The organism is Paenibacillus sp. FSL W7-1279 (genome assembly GCF_037969845.1).
Lineage (GTDB): Bacteria > Bacillota > Bacilli > Paenibacillales > Paenibacillaceae > Paenibacillus_AQ.
The window spans coordinates 7442470-7455529 of the sequence record NZ_CP150215.1 but is presented as its reverse complement, the minus strand read 5'-3'; the positions used below and the strand labels follow the sequence as shown (position 1 = coordinate 7455529).

Annotated in this window: 10 protein-coding genes; 9 read left to right on the top strand and 1 reads right to left on the bottom strand. The window is 51.7% G+C overall.

The window, feature by feature from the left end:
- Nucleotide 1: 1 nt before the first annotated feature.
- The 9 genes from dnaB to MKY82_RS33685 all read left to right on the top strand — a co-directional run bounded on the left by dnaB (nucleotide 2) and on the right by MKY82_RS33685 (nucleotide 12139).
- A complete protein-coding gene (gene dnaB, locus MKY82_RS33725) occupies nucleotides 2-1366 on the top strand; it encodes a replicative DNA helicase (protein ID WP_071219350.1) in 1365 nt (454 codons plus the stop codon).
- Between the two features lie 406 nt (nucleotides 1367-1772).
- Nucleotides 1773-3062: an adenylosuccinate synthase gene (locus MKY82_RS33720; RefSeq protein ID WP_260064478.1), complete on the top strand. Its 1290-nt coding sequence runs from the start codon at nucleotides 1773-1775 to the stop codon at nucleotides 3060-3062.
- Nucleotides 3063-3655: 593 nt separating this feature from the next.
- Nucleotides 3656-4342, top strand: a complete 687-nt coding sequence (locus tag MKY82_RS33715; RefSeq protein WP_339295218.1) for a hypothetical protein — start codon at nucleotides 3656-3658, stop codon at nucleotides 4340-4342.
- A 272-nt stretch (nucleotides 4343-4614) separates the two neighbouring features.
- The gene (locus MKY82_RS33710; RefSeq protein ID WP_339295217.1) at nucleotides 4615-6183 is read left to right on the top strand and encodes a M23 family metallopeptidase; all 1569 of its coding nucleotides are present in this window, start codon (nucleotides 4615-4617) and stop codon (nucleotides 6181-6183) included.
- A 519-nt stretch (nucleotides 6184-6702) separates the two neighbouring features.
- Nucleotides 6703-7434 (top strand): response regulator YycF, encoded by a 732-nt coding sequence (yycF, locus tag MKY82_RS33705; protein WP_071219355.1) that lies wholly within the window; start codon nucleotides 6703-6705, stop codon nucleotides 7432-7434.
- Nucleotides 7434-9263, top strand: a complete 1830-nt coding sequence (gene walK, locus MKY82_RS33700; RefSeq protein WP_194540259.1) for a cell wall metabolism sensor histidine kinase WalK — start codon at nucleotides 7434-7436, stop codon at nucleotides 9261-9263. The genes yycF and walK overlap by 1 nt, the downstream gene beginning before the upstream one ends.
- Nucleotides 9260-10540, top strand: coding sequence for a two-component system activity regulator YycH (yycH, locus tag MKY82_RS33695; protein ID WP_220687061.1), 1281 nt, complete (start codon nucleotides 9260-9262; stop codon nucleotides 10538-10540). The genes walK and yycH overlap by 4 nt, the downstream gene beginning before the upstream one ends.
- A gap of 38 nt (nucleotides 10541-10578) precedes the next feature.
- Entirely contained in the window at nucleotides 10579-11328 is a 750-nt protein-coding gene (yycI, locus tag MKY82_RS33690; RefSeq protein ID WP_071219358.1) for a two-component system regulatory protein YycI, read from the top strand.
- Nucleotides 11329-11335: 7 nt separating this feature from the next.
- Nucleotides 11336-12139 (top strand): MBL fold metallo-hydrolase, encoded by an 804-nt coding sequence (locus MKY82_RS33685; protein WP_071219359.1) that lies wholly within the window; start codon nucleotides 11336-11338, stop codon nucleotides 12137-12139.
- A 223-nt stretch (nucleotides 12140-12362) separates the two neighbouring features.
- On the opposite strand, the gene MKY82_RS33680 is transcribed toward MKY82_RS33685, so the two are convergent.
- Nucleotides 12363-12626 (bottom strand): alpha/beta-type small acid-soluble spore protein, encoded by a 264-nt coding sequence (locus MKY82_RS33680; RefSeq protein WP_220687062.1) that lies wholly within the window; start codon nucleotides 12624-12626, stop codon nucleotides 12363-12365.
- Nucleotides 12627-13060: the final 434 nt, after the last annotated feature.

The following is a 13060-nucleotide window of genomic DNA, read 5'->3' as shown; positions in this document are numbered from 1 at the left end:
TATGGGAGGAGAACTCTATTTCGATCGGGTCCCCCCGCAGAACCTTGAGGCAGAGCAGGCGGTGCTGGGTGCCATTCTGCTGCAAAGTGAAGCGCTGATTACAGCGATGGAGCGGGTGCAGGCCGAGGACTTCTACGACAAAACGCATCAGATGATTTATGAAGTTATGGTGCAGCTCGGGGAAGGCAATCAACCGATCGATCTGGTGACCCTTACATCTCTCCTGCAAGATAAAGGGCAGCTGGAAGAGGTCGGTGGTGTCAGCTATTTAGCAAAGCTGGCCCATGCGGTTCCGACGGCTGCGAACGTGGATTATTACGCCCAGATCATCGAAGAGAAATCGATGCTGCGGCGGTTGATTCGCACCGCAACACAGATTGTCAGTGAAGGATATACCGGAGGAGAAGATGTATCCGGTATGCTCAGCGAGGCGGAGCGGCGCATTCTCGAAATTTCCAATCGACGCACGGGCAGCGGATTTATTGCGATCCGCGACGTGCTGATGGAAGTATTCGAGAAGGTGGAGGTTCTCCATCAGAACCGGGGGAATACAACGGGAATTCCATCCGGTTTTGTGGACTTGGACAAAATGACAAGTGGATTCCAGCGCAACGACTTGATCATCGTAGCTGCCCGTCCTTCCGTAGGTAAAACCGCGTTTGCATTGAATATTGCTCAGAACGTGGCCATTCGTGCCAAAGAAACCGTGGCGATCTTCAGTCTGGAGATGTCAGCGCCGCAGCTCGTACAGCGTATGATCTGTGCGGAGGCTAACCTGGATGCAGGGGTCATGCGTAACGGTGATTTCAAAGGTGATGAGGATTGGTCCAAGCTTACGATGGGCATCGCAGCCCTGTCGGAAGCCGAGATTTACATTGATGATACACCGGGTGTTACGGTTGCCGATATTCGTGCGAAGTGCCGTCGTCTGAAGAAAGAGAAGGGTCTTGGCATGATCCTGATCGATTACCTCCAGCTCATTCATGGACGCGGCAAGGCCGGGGAGAACCGGCAGCAGGAGGTATCCGAGATCTCGCGTACGCTTAAACAAATTGCCCGTGAGCTTGAAGTGCCGGTTATCGCGCTGTCACAGCTCAGCCGGGGCGTGGAGCAGCGTCAGGACAAGCGTCCGATGATGAGTGACCTTCGGGAATCCGGTTCGATCGAGCAGGATGCCGATATCGTTGCGTTCTTGTACCGGGATGATTATTACAATCAGGAAACCGAGAAGAAGAACATCATCGAGATCATCATTGCTAAACAGCGTAACGGTCCTGTAGGTACGGTGGAACTGGTCTTCCTGAAGAACTTTAATAAATTCGTCAATTACGAACGAACGCATGCCGATGCCTTTGCTGCCGGATGACGCGTTACAGGTTAACCCTATAGGCAGACATCTGCCGCTGGTTGTAAGTAAAGGGCATTTCTTAAGATATCAAGTATAATCTTCGAAGCTTGGGCCTTCCTGATATCGCAAGAAAAGCTTCCTCTAACCGCGGTCTGTCTTCTGAGAAAGTACGTCGACGGTCGTTTTTCTTATGGCGGTTCCCCGAATAATGCTGCAATCATTCGATAATCTTGTCCTAATTCCGAACAATCGTACACACTGATGTGCGATTGTTCGTTTTTGTATTTGACTTTAAAAATGGGGACTGTTACACTGGTATTGCTGCTTTAGTGCAGTGAGGTTGAAATTTAATCAGTTTGTAAAGGTTATTTCACAGTGTTTCGCGAAATATTAAGGGTGTAACAGCCCGAGCGGAGGAATGAATATGTCAACGGTAGTCGTTGTGGGAACACAATGGGGAGATGAAGGGAAAGGGAAAATCACGGATTATTTAGCTGAAAGCGCTGACGTGGTAGCCCGTTACCAAGGCGGCAACAATGCCGGCCACACCATTCTGATTGACGGTAAAAAATTCAAGCTTAGCTTGATTCCATCCGGAGTATTCTATAAAGATAAAACCTGTGTGATCGGAAACGGTATGGTCGTTAACCCGGCTGCACTTATTGAAGAGATTAATTATATTCATGATAACGGGTTCAGCACGGATAATCTGGTAATCAGTGATCGTGCTCATGTTATCATGCCTTATCATATGGTATTGGATGCTCTGGAAGAGGACCGCAAAGGTCCGAACAAAATCGGTACAACCCGCAAGGGGATCGGCCCTTGCTATATGGATAAAGCTGCACGTAACGGCATCCGGATCGCAGATCTGATGGATGCTGAAGAGTTCGAACTGAGGCTTCGCCATCTGGTGAAGGAGAAGAATCAAGTCATTACCCAGGTGTATGGCGGGGAAGCACTCGATGTTGAAGAAATTTTAACGCAATACCTGGAATACGCCGAAATCATTCGTAAATATGTGCGTGACACTTCCGTCATCCTGAATGATGCGATCGATGAGAATCAAAAAGTATTGTTCGAAGGCGCGCAGGGCGTCATGCTGGACATCGACCAAGGCACGTACCCGTTCGTTACGTCTTCGAATCCTTCTGCAGGCGGTGTATGTATCGGCTCCGGTGTGGGACCATCGAAGATTCAGCAGGTGATCGGTGTGGCTAAATCCTATACGACCCGTGTAGGGGATGGACCTTTCCCAACGGAGCTGGACAATGAAATTGGGGCGTATATTCGGGAAAAAGGACATGAATACGGCACGGTAACCGGACGCGCTCGCCGCGTAGGCTGGTTCGATAGCGTAGTTGTGCGCCATGCCCGCCGCGTGAGCGGAATTACCGGCTTGTCCCTGAACTCGCTGGATGTGCTGAGCGGTCTTGAGACCGTTAAGATCTGTACCGCATATAAATTCCGCGGCGAAGAGATTACGCATTACCCAGCAAGCCTGAAAATGCTTGCCGAGTGCGAAGCGATCTATGAAGAGCTGCCAGGCTGGAGTGAAGACATTACCGGCGCCAAAACGCTGGAGGATCTGCCGGAGAACACCCGCCGCTACGTAGAGCGCGTATCCGAACTGACCGGCATTCCGATTGCCATCTTCTCTGTAGGCCGCAACCGGGAGCAGACGAATCAAGTGCTTCCGATTTACGAGAAATAATCTAGCGTTGGACCAAGAGTAGAGAGACTAGAAGTTCAACTTCAACGATTAAGATAGGTCTATAAACCTGCCGATGATAGTATCGGCGGGTTTTTCTTTTTGGCAAAGAAGGTGGAAACCAGAACGCATTCTGCGATAACATTGATGCCTAATGTGGAGGAATTTGTCCCTTCATTTGAAGAATATTATCCCTTAGCCAGTTGTCCATCCACCCTATAATGGAGAGAGACATAGAGGACAGCACGCTGATAATTTGGAATTGGGGCTAAAGGCAGCGGGTATATGCAGTCAAATCAATGTAGGGGGGACAGAAGCCATACGAAGTCAATGAGGCGTGTGGCCTTCTTGAGAGCTGGACAAGGCACACGATCCAGCATAATAAAAACCGGATTCATCTACTAGGTTGCTAGGGATGGTTCCGGTTTTTTCATTTTGGAATGGGCCTAAAACTAACGGAATCATGAAATATATCAAATGGAGGTAGAAAAAATGAGGGAAAGAGGATTGAAGCGATTCCGAGCCGTCAATACTGGAAAAAGAAAGCAATCATCGCCATGTCATTTCAGAGCATGTAGGAGGAAGGAGGAATACGGATGAAGTGGACGAAATGGCTGCTGAAAGTTAGCTTGACCGCCATCCTGGTGAGCACGCTCACGATTGTGACAACAGGCATCGTGGTCAATGCCTATATTCAATCGGTGTTGTCCAGTTTTAACATTCAGTTGGAGACGGAGCCGATGGGGATTGGAGGTATCATGAAGTCGATGCTCGGTATGGGCTCCGGCACCAAGCCGGATGTCGGCAGTGCCAACCCCGCGGAGGATAACAATAGGGCAGAAGATAAGAATGCTACGTCCGATGAACCAACGCCAGGGAGCGGCTTGGATCGTAATGGAGAGGCACAAGAGGATGACGAGGCGAATTCGAACCCGGCGGGAACGACGGGTGAGCCGCCAGCTGATGAAGAGGCACCTGATAATTCCTTGCCAGTAATGGGTACGAACACGACAGGGCAGCCTGACGATTCCTCGCTGGAAGATCAGGAGATTGTGATGACGCCGGGGGAAATTGTGGATCGGAAGGACAGTTTGCCAACAGAAGAGAAGGAAGAGATTTTTACCCTGCTGATGAATAAACTACCCCAATCGGAAATGCAGAAGATTTCTGCGGCGATGGAGGACGGACTGACTGCAGCGGAACTTGCGGACATCGAGCAGGGCATATCCAAATATTTGAATGCCGAGGAATTCGATAAACTGATCACCATGCTTAAAGAATAACGGTATAACGGTTATCAGGCCCGTTCTGTCACTGTTTTGTCACTGACTTGCGGTGGTTATATATTAGGGAAAAACAGGAAACCCGCGCCCAGCGCGGGTTTTTCGCTGTTTTCGTAAACTTGAAATGATTGTAATGGCTATGTTAAAGTATACGAAGATCGAAAAGGTTAAAATTTTGATACCTTTTGACAGGTTGTGTCATAATCAATACTAAGTCAGCGAGTTCAAATGAACAGATTCTTACATATGAACAAGGCTTAAAGGAGAGAGACATGAAAGGTTCTAAGGGGAAACGGTGGATGGACAGCCTCTTGCGCAAGCAAGCAGCCGATCATTCTGCCCACAACAACAACTCGAATCGAGAGCCCTCGGAGCCGTCGAATCCACAAAAACGGGGATGGACTTCACCGCGCAGGTGGATTTGGATATCGGCAGGGGCATTGCTCATAGCAGGATCGATATATACGGGCGGAAAAGCGTATGTGAACGCGAATACGGTTCCGTTCTATCATGTGTACGTAGATGGAAAAGCCATCGGTACCATTCAAGATGATGCCCAGCTTGACCAGCTGCTCAAAGAGAAGCAAAAGGAGTATCAGCAGGAGCACCCTGACGTACTTATGGTGCTTCACACCGACGGCATTACAACGAAGGCCGATCGTTCCTTTAAACCAGAGGTGAACAGCGAGGAGACTCTCCAAAAGCTGGATAACATGCTGAAGGCATATGCCCGCGGCGTGGAGCTGAAGGTGAACGGCAAGACAGTTGCCATCGTGAAGGATCAGCAGGCGGCCAAAGCTGCCGTCGAAGCGGCCAAGCTGAAGTTCGCTCCGGCAGCTGCCCAGGAGGAGAAGTCCCAGAGGGTCGCTTTCACGAAGACGTCGGCATCGGCATCGAGCAAGAAGAGCGATGACGGAAGCGGGCTCCAGTCCGTGGATATTAAGGAGAAGATCTCGCTTGCCAACACAAAGGCTGACCCGAACAAGGTGCTAGACGTAGAAGAAGCGGTTAAAGTGCTTACGGGCACGAAGGACAAGCCGGTGGTATACACGGTGAAAGAGGGAGATACGATCTCCTCAATTGCGCAGCATTTTGGCATGAAGTCTGCTGACGTCATGGCGCTGAATCCCGGGCTGGAGGAGAAATACGTGCAGATCGGGGCCGAGCTGCAGGTAACGAAACCGGAAGCACCGCTGACGGTAAGAACGGTGGAGGCGGTGTCGGAGAAGCAGCCAAGCAAGCCGGAAACGATTGTCCGCAAGAGCAGCGAGCTTCCACTGGGGAAACGAAAGGTCGTTCGTCCCGGGCGGGATGGCGTCAAAACCGTGGACTACATCGTAACCAAAGAGAACGGCAAGGTCATTTCTAAGCAATGGACAGGCCAACAGGTGGTTCAGGAATCCCTGCCGGAAGTTGTGTATAAAGGCACCAAGGTGGCGCCGAAGAAAAAAGCGGCAACGGTGACCCAGAAATCCAGCGGCAGCATGTTCGCATGGCCGGTCAGCGGGGCGCGTATTACGAGCTCCTACGGTCATCGTTGGGGAAGAAGCCACGAAGGTGTCGATATGGTTGGCGGGAGCACGATTATGGCAGCCGCTTCGGGCAGAGTGGTCTTCGCCGGTCAGCAGAGCGGTTACGGCAATGTCGTCATTGTCGATCACGGCAATGGATACCGCACCCTGTATGGACATATGAGCAGAATTTCCATAAGCAACGGACAATCCGTTGGACAAGGCTCCAAGCTGGGCGTCATGGGCAATACGGGCCGTTCTACTGGAACTCATCTCCATTTCGAAGTGCAAAAAAATGGAGTTGCTCAAAATCCGATGAATTATCTGTAGTTCTGTGTTATACTTGATAAACCAATGCGACATAAGCCATTATTGGTTCATATATCATAATAGTGAAGATGGCCGCTCCTTAACGGGGGCGGCCATCTTTGCGTCTAAAACAGGTGGATGCAATGGGGATGTGGGACAGAACGGGAATTAGCTGCAGTGGGGGCGCAAGCGGTATCCTTCTCCGTCGCTGTTGAATTCGGAAAATAAGAATGTTGCGTAAGCTGAGATTTTCCGAATCCAAAGGCGATCGCTGCCGCTCTCCGAATGACACCGCTCGCTGCTGTCGAAGGTTTTCCCTTATCTGTCGAATCCATCCCCGTGCCTTCCGCTGCGGAAGCGGGTGGCCGCCCCCTAAATCGGGGCGGCCGTTGGGGGGCGGAGTGGGTGGGACAGAACGGGAGCGATGGGTGTGTAGCGGCGGCAGGTGTGGTAAAATGGGAAGAAGACCGTTTAAGTGTGAGTTCGAAGGGGGACTTTTTGAACATCCTCTTTATGTGAAGGTATGAGGTGAACAGGACAATGCAGGGAACCATTCTGGTGGTGGATGACGAACAACCCATCGCCGATATTTTAAAGTTTAACTTGGAAAAAGAGGGCTATGAGGTCATCTGCGCTTTTGATGGCATTAGCGCGGTGGAGATTGCGCTTACGAAGCGGCCGGATTTAATGCTGCTTGATTTGATGCTGCCCGGAAAAGACGGAATGGATGTGTGCCGCGAGGTACGTGCCGCGAACCTGCAGATCCCGATCATCATGCTGACGGCAAAGGACGGGGAGATTGACAAGGTGCTTGGACTTGAGCTTGGCGCGGATGATTACGTGACGAAGCCGTTCAGCACCAGAGAAATATTGGCACGCGTGAAGGCGCATTTGCGCCGTCAGCAAAAGCCGGACAACTCAGCGGATAACACAGGCGGCACAAGTGCAGGCGGACAAGGCCTGCGGCTGTTTGAGCTGTTCATTGATACCGATATGTACATGGTATATAAAAGCGGGGAAGCGCTCGATCTGACGCACCGCGAATACGAATTGGTGTATTATTTGGCCCGTAATGCCGGTAAAGTGATGACTCGTGAACATTTGCTGCAGGCGGTATGGGGTTTTGAATACTTTGGCGATGTGCGGACCGTGGATGTTACCATTCGCCGACTTCGCGAGAAGATTGAAGAGAATCCGAGCAAGCCGGAATATATCCTGACTCGGCGCGGACTGGGCTACCTGATGCGCAGCGCTAAAAACGGAGGCCTGTAATGAAGTGGCTGTCCTTCTTCCGCACCATTCAGGCGAAGGTCATCATTATATATGTCCTTCTCATACTGATCGCGATGCAGCTGATCGGGGTGTATTTTGTCAGTGCGATGAAGAACTCGCTGACCAGCAATTTCACGAAGGACTTGCAGGAACGCGCAGAGCTGATGTCGGTTCTGGCGGCCAAGACCCTTGGCGGCGAGAATGTTACGGAGGAGGACCCGTATGAGAGCTTGCGCGTCATGGTGAACAATCTGTTCAATCTGAACGGAGCCGAGATTCAGGTACTGGATTCCACCGGACGGGTACTGACAACCTCGCTGCCCTCCCATGCCGATTACGTGAACACGAAGAACACGCAGACGGTTGTCAGCCGGGCATTGCAGGGTATACAGGATAATGAAGAGTATATTATCGATGATGATAACATCCGCAAAAAAGTGGTGGCCAAGCCCGTCATGTACAACGAGAAAATCGTCGGCGCCATTTATATCGTAGCCAGCATGAGTGAGCTGTACAGCACGATGCAGCGGATCAACAATATTTTTATATCGGGCATTCTCTTGGCCCTTGGCTTGACGGCGGTGCTTGGCGTCATCCTGTCGCATACGATCACCAACCCGATCAAGGAGCTGACCAAGCATGCCCGGGCCGTCGCGGACGGCCGGTTTACCGAGAAAACGCCGGTGTTCGGCAGCGATGAGATCGGCCAGCTCAGCCAGGCGTTCAACTATATGACCAGCCGTTTGCGCGAAGCCCTCTCGCAGAACGAAGAAGAGAAAGAGAAGCTGGCATCGATTCTAACCAATATGAGTGACGGCGTTATCGCAACCGATGAAGCGGGACGCGTCATTCTGATGAATCGGCGCGCCGGGGAAATGCTGGGCGTGGAGGGAGAAGAGCTGGCAGGACACGATATCGTTTCCCTGCTGGGTCTTGAGGAGTCCGAATCGGAGGCGCTGGCGCGCAGCGAAGGGCATGATTCCAAGCTGCTGGAGATTGTGCCGCGCGAGGGCAGCGAACCGTTCATGATGCGTGTGACCTTTACTCCGATTCATCGGCGGGAAATCGGCATCACTGGTACGATTGCAGTGCTGCAAGACGTTACCGAGCAGGAAAAGCTGGAAGCATCACGGCGAGAGTTCGTGGCGAATGTATCCCATGAGCTGCGCACGCCGCTGACCACCATCAAGAGTTATACCGAAGCGCTGGAAGATGGGGCGTTGGAGGATAAACAGATGGGGCCGCGATTTGTCGGCGTCATCCAGAATGAGACCGGCCGGATGATCCGGCTGGTAACGGACCTGCTGCATCTGTCACGGCTTGATTCCAAGGAGGCTGCCCTGCATAAGGAACCAACGGACATTGTGGAGATGCTGGAGGACGTTGAGGATCGGTTCTCTTTTCAAATGAAGCAAAAGCGTATCCGTACCATTATTGAGGTGAAACCGGGCGTATCGACAGCTATGCTGGACCGGGATGGCATTGATCAGGTTCTCGATAACCTGATATCCAATGCCCTTAAATATACGCCAGACGGAGGCACTATCACCATGGATGCAAGCATAACGGAGGATGGCATGCTGTCCTTATCGGTAAAGGATACCGGGATCGGCATTCCGAAGAAGGATCTGGATCGGATCTTCGAGCGCTTCTACCGGGTGGATAAGGCCCGAACGCGCAATTTAGGCGGGACAGGCCTCGGATTATCCATTGCCCGGGAAATTGTCAGGGCACATGGAGGCTTTATTACGCTTCAATCCGAGCTGGAGAAAGGCACCACGGTGACCTTCACCTTGCCCCTGGATAACGAGGGGAGGGCATTAACGTGAAGGAGCGATTAAAGACCATTCTGTTGGTTGTGCTGGTCGTGGGCAGTTTGCTGCAGAGTTACGTTTTGATTTTCCGCTTTCCGGGCAGTGATTCGGTTGTGCAATCCAAGAACGCCTATATCCGAACCGAGGAAATGGGCCCGGAGGAAAAGGCCGAGAATCTGCTCTTCCCCGACAAGATGATCATTCATCTGGGCGAAGACCAACATACGGTGTTCTATCCGAACGATACATTCTACAATCTCGTATATAACAGGCTTAAAGGACGGACCTTTGATAATTTCCAGCGGCGGATGGTCAGCAACATCGACTGGGCCAAGGTTCGCTCGGAGAATCGGGGCATTGAGCTGAGCTTTGATTCGGGCATTCCGGTTACGCTGCTCCAAAGAGTGATGCAGATCGTCCCGGACACCCTGTTTGAAGGGGAAAGCATCAATAAAATATGGCTGTACAGCGTGGAAGGCGAAGCGAAGATCCATGTCATGTTTTTCAGCATGGAGGGCGATGTGGTCTATGAAGCCGCCCAGGCGGATTTGACCGTCCAGGATGTGGATCAGCTGGTGGACTTCGGGCTGAGCTGGACGCCGTATAAGATGGTGGATGGCCGGTATTATACCCCGGCGAAGGAACTGAATATGGTCAGCATTGAACTGCCCATTGGCGAATATACGGTAGATCAGATGCAGCGCAGCCTGTTCTTTGACCCTAGCATCACGCGCAATATCCGGGAAAAAGATGGCTCCGAGATTTATACGGACAGTAAGCGGAGCCTGCAGGTGGATCAGGGGCAAAAATGGATCAGTTATACCGATCCGGCTGCGCCGCCATCCGGTGAGAGCAGCCCCGGTAAGGATGTGCTGTCGGCCATCGATTTCGTGAATCAGCACGGGGGCTGGAATGGCACGTACAGGCTGGCTAAGGCGGGGGAATCCGAGGATCGTACGCTGGTGAAATTCCAGCAGTACTATGGCGGATTCCCGATCCTGGATACACCGGGCTTCCAGTATGGCGTCATGGAATTGGATCTACAGCAGGGAACGGTAACCTCGTATGAGCGCTCGCTGTTATATCTTGAGTCTGCTGCCTTGAAGAAACAGATGGTGAAACTGACAGGAGGCGAGGCCCTGGAAGCGAAGCTGAAGCCTTATATGGAGGGAAAGAATATGGTTATAGGTCTGGATCCCGCCTATTTACCGGTCCTAACGGGAGAAGGACTGCTGCTAAAGCCAGTATGGGCCTTGGAGCTCCAGAACGGGTCAGTTATCACACTCGAATAATGATAGAGATCGTTATTGAATCATAAGGAGGGAACATCATGGATTGGGGCCGTGCCAAAAATGTATTGATTTACGCGTTTTTGCTGCTGAATCTGGTGCTGGGCTATCAGCTCTGGATGGATTACCGCGAGCAGGTCGGCTCCAATCTGGATTTCACCTCGCTTTCCGAGAGCACGCAGCAGGTGATTGAGGAGAATAGGATTCAATTGCTGAGTCCGATTCCGACGGAAACGCCGCAGCTTCCCAAGATTAATTATATCTACAGCGCGGAAGCGCAGGGAGGGCCGGTAGGGCTGGAGCAGCCCATTGACACGGAGCTGATTTATGCCGATGAGAAGGAATTGCGGAATGCGCTGGAGGGCAAGATCAAGGATCTCGGGAATTATCGCCACGATCCGCAGTCGGATAAAGAGAATATCATCGTCTTCCGGCCGCTAGTGCAGAAGGAATGGCCGCTGTTCAATGTGGAGCTGGAGTTCATTTACGAATCCCAGAAGATCCATGCGTACCGGGAGCCGGTGTTTGAGATTATGCCAACCGACGATATGGAGGAACAAAAGGTTCTGCCCGCATCCAAGGCTTTGGAAACGCTCATTGAACGTAACTTCATCCCGCCTGATTCGGCGGTAAGGGACATTCAGCTGGGCTATTATGGACAGTTGTTTAATACGGAGGATCAGCTAGCAGCGCCAACCTGGCGGTTTACATTGGATCATGGCGAGATGATCTATGTACAAGGCATCAGCGGGGACGTGCTGACGCCAAAAAGCGATACGACAAAGGAGTAACAAGACTATGGGGATTTCATTTTCCGTGCTGTCGAGCGGCTCAACGGGCAATGCGACCATTGTCCGCAATGAGGATACGACACTGTTGATTGATGCGGGCTTAAGTGCACGGCGCATCGATGAGTTGTTGAAGGAACGCGAAATGATGGGGGAAGAAATCGACGGGATCCTGGTCACGCATGAGCATTCGGATCATATCCGGGGGCTTGGCGCGGTGGCGCGCAAATACAATCTGCCGATCTACGCGAATGAGAAAACATGGGAAGCGATGAGCAAGTCGCTGGGCAAGATTGCGGAAGAGAACCGGATTGTGCTGGAGAGTCATGAGGTCAAGGATTTTGGCACACTGCGGGTGGAGCCTTTTGAAATATCCCATGACGCTGCGGCACCGGTCGGTTATTGCTTCTATGACGGCGACGAGAAGCTGGGTGTCGCGACGGACCTCGGTTATGTCAGCGATAAGGTGAAGAAAGCGCTGGATGGATCGGATGTCCTGGTGCTGGAAGCCAATCACGATATCGAGATGCTTCGGATGGGACGCTATCCGTGGAATACCAAACGCCGGATTCTCGGCGATATGGGACATTTGTCGAATAATTCGGCAGGCGATGCCTTAAGCGAGCTGCTGACGGGGGATACCAAACGAACGTATCTGGCACATCTCAGCCTGGATCACAACATGATGGAGCTGGCGAGAATGACCGTCCGCGATACGATGGAGGACCGCGGCTGCTTCTTCAAGGATAGCGAGTTTAAATTGTGTGATACGTATTATGACCGCCCGACCCCTTGGGATAAGGTCGGCGAATAGACATAGGGTCGACAGCCATCCAAGGCATGCCCCGGACATACACCGTACGCACAGGGAGTTTAGATAACGACATTTTTACCAATGAAGCATTCCTTCTTGAGCAATTTTATATTAGTTATCAATATATAGGAATAACTAAAACAGCCCCACGATCATAGGGAACTATGACGTGAGGCTGTTTTGCTGTTTAAGGGATACTGAGTTCCGAGAGACGAGGCTCGTTCTAACGCTTGCTGAGACTCTCTTGTGCCATGCGCACCATCTCCCGAACCATGGAACCGCCAATCGCACCGCCGACTTTACCGGCCTGCTCGGTGGTCAGGTCTCTGTTGTCGCCCGGTTTAAGGGGGACGCCGAGTGACTTGGCCACCTCATATTTGACGTCCTGCTGTCTCTGCGGGTCCACTTGATAGCCTTCGCTGCGCATGACGTCGGTCATGAACTGCTGCATTTCGGGACTCCGGCGCCGTCTTGATCTTCTTGCCATCCCATAACCCTCCTTGCAATGGTTTCCCCTTCGTAACATTCCCTGCGGGGCACCGACAGATGAATGGATAACCTAACCAGTTCAATATGAGGGAGAGTTGAAGAGAATGGAACCGAGGCATTCGAGTAGTCGAGACGGGATAGGCCGATCTTGTCTGTAGGAGCGAATCGCAAGGAGGCTGGAAGTATTTTTTCAATGGATGGTGTAGGAAGAATAAGTTGCGGGGAATCCAAATAGGAATGATGTGTGGGTTGCCGGAGATCCCTTAAACGTTGCGGTTCAAACGGGATCGACTTCGTCATGAAAGACCGACGGCTTTGCCGTTTTCTTTACACAATTGTCCGGTAGTATGTTAAGGGGGAATGCGCGAACGAGGGTAGCAGGCGGTTAGGGATAGCAGATATGCCGGAAGAGAAGAGGTTGGACCATTGAAG